Raw genomic sequence first — 12,944 nt, 5'->3', positions numbered from 1 at the left:
TCGTCTTCGCTCCGGGCAACGGAACCGGTATGCTCGAATCCGTAAAAGCCCTCCTGTTCCTACCCGACATCATCCCGCCGTGCGTTTCGATCTGAAAGACCTGGAACTGTTCGTCGCCGCGACCGAGGCCGGCAGCATCGCCAAGGCCGCCGAGCGCTGCCATACCGTGGCCTCCGCCGTCAGCAAACGGCTGTCCGACCTGGAAGCCGCCTACGGCACGGCGCTCCTGGTGCGCAGCAGCAAGGGCATCGTGCCGACGGCCGCCGGTCTCGCCCTGCTCGGCCGCGCAAGGGCCGTGCTGCATCAGGCCGGCCAACTGGAGCATGAGCTGCGGGGCTATTCGAAAGGGCTGCGCGGACGGGTGCGGGTGTTCGCCAATATTTCCGCGATCGTGGAATTCCTGCCCTCGGCGCTCGCCTCGTTTCTCGCCGCCCATCCCGAAATCGAGGTGGAGCTGGAAGAGCGGGTGAGCACCGAAATCGCGGAGGCCGTCGCCGAAAACCGTGCGGACTTGGGTATCCTGAGCGAACTGCCCGCCGGCAGCAAGCTTGCGGCGATACCCTTCCGCGAGGACGAACTGGTGCTGCTGATTCGGCCGGACCATCCGCTGGCGGCGCGGGGCAGCATCGCCTTCGGCGAGGCGCTGGATTCGGACTTCGTCGGACTGCACACGGACGGCGCCCTGCATTACCTGATGCTCCGCGCCGCCGCCGAGGCCGGAAGGCCGCTCAAGCTCAAGATACAGGTCACCAGCTTCGACGCCGTCTGCGCCATGGTGGCGGCGGGCTTGGGCCTCGGCGTGGTGCCGCGGGCCGCCGCCGCAGCCTACACGGCATCGCTCGGGCTGGTGCCGGTCGCGCTGGAAGACACCTGGAGCAAGCGCCGCCTGCACATCTGCCTGCGCTCCCCGGAAAGCCTGTCCGCCGCTTCCCGGCGGCTGTTGGACCATCTCGCCGGCCTGTCTTCCTGACCGGCCATCGCCAACGGCGATGGCGGCCTCGCCAGCAATCAATTTTCCCGCCCTCCCGCCTGCGGCATCCTGCCTCCGAATGTCCAAGCTCAGGAGCAAGCCATGTACCGCTGGAACCCCGAAGACTACGCCCGACACTCCGCCGGCCAGGAAGCCTGGGCGCGGGATCTGTTGGCCGGATTGAAGCTGCGTCCGGACGACTCGGTGCTCGACATCGGCTGCGGCGACGGGCGCATCACCGCCGCCATCGCCGACCGGGTGCCGCAAGGCCGGGTCGTCGGCGTGGATTGGTCACCCGACATGATCGGACATGCCCAGGCGCACCATCACCGCGCCCATCTTTCATTCAGGCAGATTGACGCCCAGGCCCTGCCGTTCGACGCCGAATTCACGGTCGTCTTCTCCAATGCCGCCCTGCACTGGATCCAGGACCACCGGCCGGCATTGGCCGGCATCGCCCGCGCCCTGAAGCCGGGCGGACGCTGCCTGATGGAGATGGGTGGCCACGGCAACGGGGCCGGCGTGATCGCCGCTTTCGAGGCCCTCGCGGAAGAAGACGAATGGCGCGGGCATTTCACGGACTTCGAATCCAGCTACGGTTTCCATGATGCGGACAGCTATCGCCGCTGGCTCGGCGAAGCCGGCCTGCATGTCGTAAGGGTGGAATCGATCCCCAGGGACATGGTCCACGCCGGCGGCGAGGCCTTCGCCGGCTGGCTGCGGACCGCCTGGCATCCTTATACTTCGCGGGTTCCGGCGGATCGCCGGGAGCGCTTCATCGATGCCGCAACCGAACGCTATCTGGCGGCGTACCCGCAGGATGCCTCGGGACGGGTGCACGTCGCCATGGTGCGGCTGCAGGTGGAGGCGTACCGATAAACCGTCCTTGTGACTATTCACCGGCCAGGTTATTCGCCCATGGGCATTGCACTGTTCGTCTTCTTTCTGGGCTGCGGACTGGCGATGTCCCGCCGGCTGCTCGCCGAGCACGGCCCCTGGGTGCGCGCCTGGGCAGGGCTGGCCGGCGGCCTCTTGGGGCTCATCTGGCTGCCTGCCGCGACCGCCCTGCTGACCGGCTTCACGCCGCGCTGCCAGTGGATCGCGGCCGGCATGATGGGCGTCTTCACCCTGCTCACGCTGCGTTTCGCTCCTCTGCCGGCTGCCGCTTCCGCCCCCTCGGACAGGCCGAGCCGGGCGGAAAGAGGCATGGTGGCGCTGTTCACCCTGCTGATCTGCCTGCTGCTCTACACCCACGTGATCTACCCCGATGCGGACGGCGGGCTCAGCGTGGGCCAGTCGACCTATGGCGATCTGGCCTTGCACCTGGGGATCGTCACCAGCATCGCGGAACAGGGCGAATTCCCGCCCGATTATTCGATCTTCCCCGGACACCGGTTGAACTATCCGTTCCTGGTGAATTCGCTCTCCGCCAGCCTCTACCTGCTCGGCACGCCGCTGCGCTGGGCCATTCTCCTGCCCAGCTTCGCCATGGCCTTCTGCGTGGTCGCCGGCTTCACCAGCTTGGCGAGGGAAATCCTGCAAAACCGATCGGCCGTGCTGTGGGCCCAGGTCTTGTTCTTTCTCAACGGCGGTTTCGGCTTTGCCTATTTCCTGGAAGGCGCCACCAAGAATCCGGAAAATTTCTTCCGCATCTTCACCGGCTTCTACCAAACGCCCACCAACCTGGTGGAAGAAAACATCCGCTGGTCGAACGTCATCTGCGACATGCTCGTGCCTCAGCGCACCACCCTGGCCGGCTGGTGCTTCCTCATGCTGTGCCTGTGGCTGCTGTATCTCGGCCTCACCCGCCACCGGCGCAAGTATTTCATCGCCGCCGGTGTCGGCGCGGGCCTGTTGCCGATGATCCATACCCATTCCTTCCTCGGGCTGGGCATCATCTCCGCCACCTGGCTGTGGGTGTTCATGGCACAGCAGAGCCGGCGGACGATCAGGCCTTATCTGCGGCATTGGATCCTCTACGGCGCGATTGCGGTCGGCCTGGCGGCGCCGCAGCTTTTCGCCTGGACCTTTCAGCAGGCCGACGAAGGGAGATTTTTGAAATTCCATTTCGACTGGGTCAACCACGACGACATCTGGCCCTGGTTCTGGGTGAAGAACGTAGGGCTGGTGTTCGTGCTGCTGCCCGCGGCGCTTTGGGCCGCGAACCGGCGCCTGCTGTCCCTCTATTCCGGCGCCATCGGCATCTTCGTGCTGGCCGATCTGGTGCTGTTCCAGCCCAACGAATACGACAACAACAAGCTGTTCTACGTCTGGTACGTCCTGAGCTGCATTTTGGTCGGCGGCTTCCTGCACGATCTCCACCGGCGCCTGGAAGGACTGCCCGGCCGCTGGATCGCCTCGGCGCTGGTCCTGTTCATCGCGAGTTTCTCCGCGATCCTCTCGATCGGCAGAGAGGTCGTCTCCGACTACCGGCTCTTCGACCGTCACCAGGTCGCGGCCGCCGAATTCATCCGGGCCCATACGCCGAAGGATGCGCTGTTCATCACCTCGGACAATCACAACAACCCCGTGGCCGCGCTGGCCGGCCGGAATATCCTGGTCGGCACGCCCATTTACCTGTACTTCCACGGCATCGGCTATGAGACGCGCCGGTCCGCGCTGGAAAGGATGTACAGCGATCCCGGCGCCTTTCCCGAACTCAGCGCCCAATACCGGGTCGACTACGTCTATTTCAGCAGCTATGAGCGGGACAAGTTCAAGCTCGACGGACGTCATTTCGAGCAGCGCTATCCGCGGGTTTTCGCCTCCGGAGACATCGGCATCTATGCCGTATCCCCACGGGCCATCGCCGCCCAAGCCGAACCGTCGCGGCTTTCCTCGATCCAGCGGTGACGCCGGCTTGGCCGCGAGGCCGGGGCGTCCCGGCAGTCGGAAAGCCCATTCAGCCCTCGCCCTTGACCCGGGACTGCAGATGCCCGGCCAGACGCTTCATGGCTATCGAAGCATCGCCGGGGGGAAGACGGACGTTGATGAGGCTCGGCATGCTTCGGTTGGCCAGCGCTTCGCTGAGCGCGCTTTCAAACGCCGTTTCATCGGGCGCCTCGTAGCCCTGCATGGGGCCGAACACCTCGCCCAGCCGGTGGAAGCGCCAGTCGGCGATGTCGTTGAAGGCCCCGTCGAGGATGAAGCGTTCGGTGTTGTAGCCGCGGTTGTCGAACACCACGACGATGGGCGCCAGGCCGAGCCGGGCATGGGTCGACAACTCCGTTCCGGTCATCTGGAAGGCGCCGTCGCCGACCAGAATCAGCGCCCGGTGGTCGGGACGGGCGACCTGGGCCCCGAGCGCGGCGGGAACCGCAAAACCCATCGAGGTATAGAAAGCTGACGCAAGGAATTCGCTGCGCTCGTGCACGCGCAGGTCGGCGGCGGCGAACAGGCAGTCGCCGACGTCGCACACTACGATCATGTCGGGGGCCAGGGCGCGGTCGAGCCGCTCCACCAGCCGGGCGATCGTCATCGGCCGGTCCGGCGCGGGAAAGTCCCACGGTTGCGGAGCCGCCGGCGCAGGAAACGCCTCGCCCCGGGCCTTGACGGACCGGGCCAGGGCCGCGACGAAATCCGCGAGCAGGACGCGGGGATAGCGGTGATGGCGAATCACCACCTCGTTCTGGGCGGCGCGGACGATGCGTTGCGGATCGAGGCGCGCCGTGTAGATGCCGGTGTCCACGTCGTTCAGCGTGACCCCGAGCATCAGCAGGAGGTCGGACTGTTCGACCAGGTAGCGCGCGTTTTCCGTGCTCATCGCGCCCTCGTACACCCCCAGATAGGCGGGATGACGCTCGGCGAACACCGACTTGCCGGTCAAGGTCGCCGCCACCGGCAGGCGCGCCTGCTCGACGAGCCCGACCAGAGCGTCCTGGAGCCCTCGCCGGTGCAGCTCGACGCCCGCAAGGACCACCGGCGACACCGCGTGACCCAGGAGTTCCGCAGCCTCGGCGACCGCTTCCGCCAGGGCCGAATCGTCGCTGGAAGGCGTTTCCGGGATTTCCCGCGGCATCGGATATCCCGGCGCCATCACCTGGTCGGCGGGAATCTCGATGTACACCGGTTTGCAATGCTGGCGGGCGGCCGCGAGCGCACGCTCCACCTGCCGGAAGGCGATCACCGGATCGTCCAGCACCACGGCGGCGCAGGTGATGCGTTCGAATATCTCGCGCTGAAACCGGAACGGCCCGAAGCGGTGGTGGATCAACGGATCGTCCCTTTGCTCGCGCACGCCCGGCGCGCCGCTGATGACCACCACCGGCGAGGATTCCGCGTAGGCGCCGGCGATGGCGTTGACGGTGTTGAGCGCACCCACCCCGTAAGTCACCGCCAGCGCGCCCATACCCCGGCAACGGGCATAGCCGTCGGCGGCGAAGGCAGCGGTGTCCTCCCGCGTGGTGCCGATATGCCGGACGGGACCTTTGGCCATCAAGCCGTAGAAGCCAAGCACATAATCGCCGGGAACGCCGAAGATGTGCTCGACACCCCCCTGATAAAGGCAGGCGAGCAGATATTGTCCGATAGTGCCAGGATCAGCCTTACTCATCACGTCCTCCAGCAGGCAAAAGGGGGGAAGGGATACTCGGGACCGGTATCGACCCGCCGCCGCAAGGGCAGGCCCGGTCTCTTGAGGGACCGTGGCCCAACGTCGCCGGTAGCCGGGCTGCGGTCGACCCGCGGCCGGAGCACTCGCCGGAACGGCAGATTGTCAACCTCAGGCAAAGTATCAAGGCGGACGAAAAATGGGAACATCGCGGGAGGCGTCGGCCGTATGGCTGACGCCTCCCGCGACGACGGCCGATGGGGGACGCGGACCGCGCCCGAGTGCAGCCCGCTCCCCCCGGTTGCGCCCCGCTTACGGGGCGGGGACCGCCACGCGGTTGACCGGCACGATCTGCGGCTGGTAGGAAAACACTTCGCGGCTGCCCGGATCGACCAGCACCTTCAGCCATTGCACGTCGTTGGTGCCGTTGCCTTGATTGTCGCCGAAGGTTTCGACGCGCGTGAAGTTTTCGAGCCGGCGCCCTTGGGCGTCCAGGAACGGCCTGTCGACACGGAAATAATGGGAATCGCCGTGCACATAGGCGACCGGCCGGCGGAACGCGATGACCTCTTCACGCAACGCGCTGAGGAATTCCTGGAAGCCGTCGGGGTAGCCATCGGTTTCCGCGAGCGTCTTCGGATCGCGCAGCGGCGCCCGCTCCGGATCGTTCAGGTCCCAGCCGGGGTTGGCCTGCGAGATGAACATGACGGCGGCAGCCTTGCGGGTCTTGGCCAGCTCGAAGGTTTCCTTCATCCAGGCGATGTTGGCCGCGTTGCGCGCGGCATATTCCACCGGATCGGGCTTGACGTCGCAGAGGTTGTTGCACGAGCCCTGAACGTTCATGGTGGCGTAGATCACCCGGCCGACGCTCCAACGGCGGTTCTCGACGCAAGCCACGTAGGAACCGTCCGCGCCGAGGCAAAGCGGACTGGTCTGGACCTCCTGGCGCAGGCGGCGCTGCCCCAGGGAGAACGGTGTATCGAAGAACAGCTTGCGCTCCTTGTCGAGCTGGACCAGCGAGTTGTAGTTGGGGTTGCGGTCGCAATCGGTCCAGTCGTTGTCGCCGGGCGTGAACATGGCGGGCGCCTTCAGCGCATTGAAATAGCCGAGCGCCGCGGTGTAGACCGCATCGGTGCACTCGCTGCCGCCCGATTTCAGATCGCCGTCGTGAACGGTGAAGGCCAGGAACTGAGCGTTCATGTCCTCGATCAGATGGTTTACACCGGCCGCCTGAGCCGTGGAATACGGCAGATCGCCCCACAGCCCGATGGCGTAGGGATAACCCCGGCCCAGACCGTCGACGGAAACGTTCGGCGAAGCCATGGCGGCAGCCGCCAGCAGCGGCAGAGACAGAGACGATGCCCCCGCAGCCAGTCGGCGCGTCGCCCGCTGAACCGATCGAAAATCTCTCACGTGTTTCATGATGCCCTCCCGTTTGTCGAAAAATTTGCCGAGCCAAGGATGCTAGAGGGGTTTGTTTGCAGGACGGTGACGAAAACCGCCGGGCCGGCGCTCCGGAACCCGTGGCGGGGAAGCGCGCTGATTCAGGGTGTTGTGCCGGCTTACCCGAGTTGTTTACTTGGAAATTAATCAGGACTAAAATGGTCCGGAATTTGAGCAGGTACCGCGATGCTGCGAATAAGCAAATTGACCGACTACGCGATCATCCTCCTCGGCCAGATGGCCCGCTCGGACGAACAGACCTATGCGGCGGCCGAACTGGCGGAACACACGTCGATCGCCATGCCGACCGCGAGCAAGATCCTCAAGGCGCTCGCCCGGGCCGGAATCGTGACTTCGACCCGCGGTGCCCGCGGCGGCTACGCCCTGGCGCAGAAGCCCGAGCACACCAGCGTCGCCCGCATCATCGGCGCCCTGGAGGGGCCGATCGCCCTCACCGAATGCGGGATCGAGCAGGACCTCTGCCAGCAGTCCTCCTCCTGCGAGATCCGCGGCCACTGGAATGTGATCAACCGCGCCATTCTGGCCGCGCTCGAGTCGGTCAGCCTGGCCGACATGGTCCGGCCGGCGCATGTCCCCGCTGAAGTTCCGGTCTCGCTAACCCGGCTGCAGCCCCCTACCCGATAAACCTCAGAGCACCGCCATGTCCGCCACGGCAGAAACCCTGGACCGCCTGATCAAACAAGACTACAAGCCCGGCTTCGTCACCGAACTGGAAGCCGACACGCTTCCGCCCGGCCTGAACGAAGACGTCATCCGCGCCATCTCCAGGAAGAAGAACGAGCCGGAATTCATGCTGGAATGGCGCTTGAGCGCCTACCGCCACTGGCTGACGATGCGGGAACCGCGCTGGGCCTTCATCGAATACGAGCCGGTGGACTACCAGGCCATCAGCTACTACTCCGCGCCGAAAACCATGGATCACCCGAAATCCCTGGACGAGGTCGACCCCAAGCTGCTGGAGACCTACAACAAGCTGGGCATCCCGCTGTACGAGCAGGAAAAGCTGGCCGGCGTCGCGGTGGACGCGGTGTTCGATTCCGTGTCGGTGGCGACCACCTTCAAGGACAAACTGGCCGAGGCCGGCGTGATCTTCTGCTCCATGTCGGAGGCGATCGAGAAGCATCCCGACCTGGTTCGGCAATACCTGGGCAGCGTGGTGCCGGCGGGAGACAATTTCTTCGCGGCGCTCAACTCCGCGGTGTTCTCGGACGGCTCCTTCGTCTACATCCCCAAGGGCGTGCGCTGCCCGATGGAGCTGTCGACCTATTTCCGCATCAATGCGGCCAACACCGGCCAGTTCGAGCGCACCCTGATCGTCGCCGACGAGGGCAGCTACGTCAGCTACCTGGAAGGCTGCACCGCACCGATGCGCGACGAGAACCAGCTGCACGCGGCGGTGGTCGAACTCGTCGCGCTGGAAGGCGCCCAGATCAAGTACTCGACCGTGCAGAACTGGTATCCGGGCGACGAGGAAGGCCGCGGCGGCATCTACAACTTCGTCACCAAGCGCGGGGACTGCCGGGGGGCGCGCTCGAAGATTTCCTGGACCCAGGTGGAAACCGGCTCGGCCATCACCTGGAAGTATCCGAGCTGCATCCTGCGCGGCGACGATTCGGTCGGCGAGTTCTACTCGGTGGCCGTGACCAACCACCGCCAGCAGGCCGACACCGGCACCAAGATGATCCACATCGGCAAGAACACCAAGAGCACCATCATCTCCAAGGGCATTTCCGCCGGCCGTGCCCAGAACAGCTACCGTGGCCTGGTGAAGGTCCTCAAGAGCGCCGAGAACGCCCGCAACTACACCCAGTGCGATTCGCTCTTGATCGGCGACCGCTGCGGGGCGCACACCTTCCCCTACATCGAGGTGAAGCAGCCCTCCGCCCAGGTCGAGCACGAGGCGACGACCTCGAAGATCAGCGAAGACCAGCTGTTCTTCTGCATGCAGCGTGGCCTGTCGGCGGAGGATGCGGTCTCCATGATCGTGAACGGCTTCTGCAAGCAGGTCTTCAAGGAACTGCCCATGGAATTCGCCGTGGAAGCCCAGGCGCTGCTGGGCATCAGCCTGGAAGGCAGCGTCGGTTGAATTAGATTTAGAACCCCATGAGCCCGTACATGAACACCCTGCTCCGTATCGAAAACCTCCACGCCCGTGTCGATGACAAGCCGATCCTCAAGGGCATCGACCTCACCATCAAACCCGGCGAGGTCCACGCCATCATGGGCCCGAACGGCTCGGGCAAGAGTACCTTGTCCAACGTCCTGGCCGGACGCTCCGGCTATGAAGTGACCGAAGGCACGGTGACCTATCGCGGCCGGAACCTGCTGGAGCTGCCGCCGGAACAGCGCGCCCGAGACGGCGTGTTCCTGGCCTTCCAGTACCCGGTGGAGATTCCCGGGGTCAGCAACATCTACCTGCTGAAGGCGGCCTACAACGCCATGCGGCGCCATCGCGGCCTGAACGAGGTCGACGCGCTGGACTTCCTGAAGCTGGTCAAGGAAAAAACCAAGATCGTCGATCTGGACGAGCAGTTCCTGTACCGCGGCGTCAACGAAGGCTTCTCGGGCGGCGAGAAAAAGCGCAACGAGATCCTGCAGATGGCGATCCTCGAACCCACTTTGTGCATCCTCGACGAGACCGACTCCGGCCTCGATATCGATGCCCTCAAGGTGGTGGCGAACGGCGTCAATTCACTGCGTTCGCCGGACCGCGCCTTCATCCTGGTCACCCATTACCAGCGCCTGCTGGATTACGTCAAACCCGACCATGTCCACGTGCTGGCGCACGGGCGCATCGTCAGGTCCGGAGACGCGGGGCTGGCGCATGAACTCGAACAGAAGGGCTACGGCTGGATCGAAGCGGCTGCCGCGGGAGGCTGAGATGAGTGCGCTATCTCACAGCCTTTACGTTGATTCGTACCGCGAACCGGCCACCCATGAACCAGCCTGGCTGAGCCGGCTCCGCCGGCAGGCGCTGACGCGCTTCGAAGCGTCCGGCTTTCCCTCGCCGCGCGACGAGGAATGGCGCTACACCCATGTCGCGCCGATCGAGCGCAAGCTGTTCACCGCGGCGACCGGTCCCGCCGACATCGCGACCGCCAACTCGCTGATCGAGGGCTGCCGGATCGCGGATGCCTGGTCGCTGGTGTTCGTCGACGGCATGTTCGCGCCCGAGCTGTCCGAGCGGAACGGCCTGCCTGCCGGCGTGATGCTGGAAAACCTGGCCTCGCTGCTCCAGACGCTTGCCCTGAGCGAAGCCGAAGGGAATGCCGGCTGGCTGGAAGCCGGGCTCGAACTGGAAACCGAATCCGACCGGCACGGCTTCCTCGATTTCAACACCGCTTTCTTCACCGACGGCGCCGTGCTGCGCGTAGACGAAGGTGTCATGCTGGAGAAGCCGATCCAGCTGTTCTTCGTCTCGACCCGCGACGAGGGCCGGGCCACGCTGCGCAACCTGATCCGGATCGGCAGGCATGCCGAGGCGCGCATCGTCGAAACCCACGTCGGCGCGGCGGCGACCGGCTATCTGGGCGCCGTGGTCAACCAGATCGAAATCGGGGACAACGGCGGCCTGAACCATTACAAGCTCCAGCTCGACGGCGGCAGGGCCTACCACTTCGGTGGCAGCTACGCCCACCTCGCCCGCGACGGCCGCTTCGGCCATCACTCGCTGTCGCTGGGCGGACTGCTGGTCCGCAACGAGGTGCACGCCCGCCTCGCCCGCGCCGCCCGGACCGAAATGAACGGACTGTTCCTGAGCGAAAACCGCCAGCACGTCGACAATCACGTCCGGGTGGACCACGACGAGCCGCACGGCAGCAGCCGCGTGACCTATCGGGGCATCCTCAAGGACCGCTCGCGCGGCGTGTTCCAAGGCCGGATCGTGGTGCACCCCGATGCCCAGAAGACCGACGCGGAGATGAACAACCGCAACCTGCTGCTGTCCGATGACGCCGAGATCGACACCAAACCGCAGCTCGAGATCCATGCCGACGACGTGAAATGCGGCCACGGCGTCACGATCGGCCAGCTCGATCCGGATTCGGTGTTCTACCTGGAATCGCGCGGCATCGACGCAGCCACGGCCCGCGAGATGCTGACCTTTGCCTTCGCGGCGGAAATCGTCGAACGAATTGCCGTGAGCCCTGCGCTGAGCGGAGTCGAAGCGGGAGTCGAACGGCCCGACCCGTTCCACGAGCTGCTGCGCGGCATGCTGCTGGCCCGTTTCCCGAACGCAAAGTGAGCCAAGGAGTCGCCATGAGTACCGCCCCCGCCGCCGTCCCGATGTTCGACGCCGCCCGGATCAGGAAGGACTTCCCGATTCTCGGACAGCAGGTTCACGGCAAACCGCTGGTCTACCTGGACAACGCCGCCACCGCCCAGAAACCCAAGGCAGTGCTGGACTGCATCGCCAAGGTGTACACGGAGGACTACGCCAACGTCCACCGCGGCGTGCACACGCTGAGCCAGCGCGCCACGGAGCTGTTCGAGGGGGCACGCGAAAAGGTGCAGCGCCACCTCAACGCCCGCCACTCGCACGAGATCATCTTCACCCGCGGCACCACCGAGGCGATCAACCTGGTCGCCCAGTCCTACGGACGGCCGCGCTTCAAGGCGGGGGACGAGATACTCATCACGGCCATGGAGCACCATTCCAACATCGTGCCCTGGCAGATGCTGTGCCAACAGACCGGCGCGGTGCTGAAGGTCGTCCCGATCGACCGCACCGGCGCCTTGGTGCTGGACCAGTTCGAGGCCCTGCTGTCGAACCGCACCCGGCTGCTGGCGGTGGCGCACATGTCGAACGCGCTGGGCACGATCAATCCGGTCGAAAAGCTGATCGAACAGGCCCATCGCCACGGCGTGCCGGTCCTGGTCGACGGCGCCCAGGCGATTCCGCACATGGCGGTGGACGTGCGGGCGCTGGACTGCGATTTCTACGCCTTTTCCGGCCACAAGCTGTATGGCCCCGCCGGCATCGGGATCCTCTACGGCAAGGAGGAACTGCTCGACAAGATGCCGCCCTATCAGGGCGGCGGCGACATGATCCGCCGGGTGACCTTCGAAAAGACCGAATACAACACCCTGCCCTACAAGTTTGAAGCCGGCACGCCGAGCATCGTCGACGCCATCGCCCTGGGCGCCGCGATCGACTATGTGAATGGGATCGGCATCGAAACCATCGCCGAGCACGAACACCGGCTGCTGGCCTATGCCACCGAACAGGCGCTGCGAATCCCGGGCTTAGAGCTGGTCGGCCAGGCCGCCGACAAGGGCGCCATCCTGTCGTTCACCTTGCACCGCATCCATCCGCACGACATCGGCACGATTCTCGACCACCTCGGCATCGCCATCCGCGCCGGGCACCACTGCGCCATGCCGGTGATGGACTTTTTCGGCGTTCCCGCGACGGCGCGGGCGTCGTTCGGGCTTTACAACACTTTCGAAGAGGTAGACGCATTGATCGCAGGCATCCACGAGGTCATCGAGGTGTTCGGCTGATGCTGGACCAGATTCGGGATCTCTACCAGGAGGTGGTGTTCGACCACAACCGCAATCCGCGCAACTTCCGGGTCATGGAAGACGCCAACCGCACCATCGAGGGCTTCAACCCGCTGTGCGGCGACCGCATCACCCTGTACGTGAAGATCGATGGCGACGGCATCATCCAGGACGTCAGCTTCCAGGGCTCGGGCTGCGCGATTTCCACCGCGTCGGCCTCGCTCATGACCGAGATCGTCCGGGGCATGCACGAAAGTCAAGCCCACGCGCTGTTCCAAACCTTCCACCGCATCGCCACCGGCAAGGACGAAACCCTCAACCTGGAAGAGCTGGGCAAGCTGGCCGTGCTCGCCGGCGTGCGCGCCTATCCCGCCCGGGTCAAATGCGCCACTCTGGCCTGGCACTCGCTCGAAGCCGCGATCGAGAACAAGCAAGCAACCGTCACCACGGAATGAGGAC

Annotated in this window: 11 protein-coding genes; 9 read left to right on the top strand and 2 right to left on the bottom strand. The window is 65.2% G+C overall.

The window, feature by feature from the left end; all coding sequences use genetic code 11:
* Nucleotides 1-79 precede the first annotated feature (79 nt).
* The 3 genes from GNH96_RS08695 (at nucleotide 80) to GNH96_RS08685 (ending at nucleotide 3,823) form a co-directional block, all read left to right on the top strand.
* Nucleotides 80-970, top strand: coding sequence for a LysR family transcriptional regulator (locus tag GNH96_RS08695; RefSeq protein WP_169603314.1), 891 nt, complete (start codon nucleotides 80-82; stop codon nucleotides 968-970).
* A gap of 102 nt (nucleotides 971-1,072) precedes the next feature.
* Nucleotides 1,073-1,849 carry a class I SAM-dependent methyltransferase gene (locus GNH96_RS08690; RefSeq protein WP_169603313.1) on the top strand — a complete coding sequence of 259 codons (777 nt, stop codon included), beginning with the start codon at nucleotides 1,073-1,075 and terminating at the stop codon, nucleotides 1,847-1,849.
* A gap of 39 nt (nucleotides 1,850-1,888) precedes the next feature.
* Entirely contained in the window at nucleotides 1,889-3,823 is a 1,935-nt protein-coding gene (locus GNH96_RS08685; RefSeq protein WP_169603312.1) for a hypothetical protein, read from the top strand.
* Between the two features lie 49 nt (nucleotides 3,824-3,872).
* On the opposite strand, the gene GNH96_RS08680 is transcribed toward GNH96_RS08685, so the two are convergent.
* Nucleotides 3,873-5,522, bottom strand: a complete 1,650-nt coding sequence (locus GNH96_RS08680; RefSeq protein ID WP_169603311.1) for an alpha-keto acid decarboxylase family protein — start codon at nucleotides 5,520-5,522, stop codon at nucleotides 3,873-3,875.
* Between the two features lie 309 nt (nucleotides 5,523-5,831).
* Nucleotides 5,832-6,941, bottom strand: coding sequence for a hypothetical protein (locus GNH96_RS08675; RefSeq protein WP_228719773.1), 1,110 nt, complete (start codon nucleotides 6,939-6,941; stop codon nucleotides 5,832-5,834).
* A 207-nt stretch (nucleotides 6,942-7,148) separates the two neighbouring features.
* On the opposite strand from GNH96_RS08675, the gene GNH96_RS08670 reads away from it, so the two are divergent.
* Genes GNH96_RS08670 through sufU form a run of 6 tightly spaced genes read left to right on the top strand, consistent with a single transcriptional unit; the run spans nucleotide 7,149 to nucleotide 12,940 of the window.
* Complete coding sequence (locus GNH96_RS08670; RefSeq protein WP_169603310.1) at nucleotides 7,149-7,607, top strand: SUF system Fe-S cluster assembly regulator; 459 nt, start codon at nucleotides 7,149-7,151, stop codon at nucleotides 7,605-7,607.
* A 16-nt stretch (nucleotides 7,608-7,623) separates the two neighbouring features.
* Nucleotides 7,624-9,069 (top strand): Fe-S cluster assembly protein SufB, encoded by a 1,446-nt coding sequence (sufB, locus tag GNH96_RS08665; RefSeq protein WP_169603309.1) that lies wholly within the window; start codon nucleotides 7,624-7,626, stop codon nucleotides 9,067-9,069.
* A 38-nt stretch (nucleotides 9,070-9,107) separates the two neighbouring features.
* Nucleotides 9,108-9,863, top strand: a complete 756-nt coding sequence (gene sufC, locus GNH96_RS08660) for a Fe-S cluster assembly ATPase SufC (protein ID WP_169604646.1) — start codon at nucleotides 9,108-9,110, stop codon at nucleotides 9,861-9,863.
* Nucleotide 9,864: 1 nt separating this feature from the next.
* Nucleotides 9,865-11,226, top strand: coding sequence for a Fe-S cluster assembly protein SufD (gene sufD / locus GNH96_RS08655; RefSeq protein WP_169603308.1), 1,362 nt, complete (start codon nucleotides 9,865-9,867; stop codon nucleotides 11,224-11,226).
* Between the two features lie 14 nt (nucleotides 11,227-11,240).
* Nucleotides 11,241-12,485: a cysteine desulfurase gene (locus tag GNH96_RS08650; protein WP_169603307.1), complete on the top strand. Its 1,245-nt coding sequence runs from the start codon at nucleotides 11,241-11,243 to the stop codon at nucleotides 12,483-12,485.
* Nucleotides 12,485-12,940: a Fe-S cluster assembly sulfur transfer protein SufU gene (gene sufU, locus GNH96_RS08645; protein WP_169603306.1), complete on the top strand. Its 456-nt coding sequence runs from the start codon at nucleotides 12,485-12,487 to the stop codon at nucleotides 12,938-12,940. The genes GNH96_RS08650 and sufU overlap by 1 nt, the downstream gene beginning before the upstream one ends.
* Nucleotides 12,941-12,944 lie beyond the last annotated feature (4 nt).

This window comes from Methylococcus geothermalis (assembly GCF_012769535.1).
GTDB classification, from domain to species: Bacteria; Pseudomonadota; Gammaproteobacteria; order Methylococcales; family Methylococcaceae; genus Methylococcus; species Methylococcus geothermalis.
This window is presented reverse-complemented; position numbering and strand designations above follow the sequence as displayed.

What these genes read in the sequence shown, in the direction of transcription:
- GNH96_RS08690 (WP_169603313.1), top strand. Translation starts at nt 1,073, where the DNA reads ATGTACCGCTGGAACCCCGAAGACTACGCCCGACACTCCGCCGGCCAG.
- GNH96_RS08685 (WP_169603312.1), top strand. Translation starts at nt 1,889, where the DNA reads ATGGGCATTGCACTGTTCGTCTTCTTTCTGGGCTGCGGACTGGCGATG.
- GNH96_RS08680 (WP_169603311.1), bottom strand. Translation starts at nt 5,522, where the DNA reads ATGAGTAAGGCTGATCCTGGCACTATCGGACAATATCTGCTCGCCTGC.
- GNH96_RS08675 (WP_228719773.1), bottom strand. Translation starts at nt 6,941, where the DNA reads ATGAAACACGTGAGAGATTTTCGATCGGTTCAGCGGGCGACGCGCCGA.
- GNH96_RS08670 (WP_169603310.1), top strand. Translation starts at nt 7,149, where the DNA reads ATGCTGCGAATAAGCAAATTGACCGACTACGCGATCATCCTCCTCGGC.
- sufB (WP_169603309.1), top strand. Translation starts at nt 7,624, where the DNA reads ATGTCCGCCACGGCAGAAACCCTGGACCGCCTGATCAAACAAGACTAC.
- sufD (WP_169603308.1), top strand. Translation starts at nt 9,865, where the DNA reads ATGAGTGCGCTATCTCACAGCCTTTACGTTGATTCGTACCGCGAACCG.
- GNH96_RS08650 (WP_169603307.1), top strand. Translation starts at nt 11,241, where the DNA reads ATGAGTACCGCCCCCGCCGCCGTCCCGATGTTCGACGCCGCCCGGATC.
- sufU (WP_169603306.1), top strand. Translation starts at nt 12,485, where the DNA reads ATGCTGGACCAGATTCGGGATCTCTACCAGGAGGTGGTGTTCGACCAC.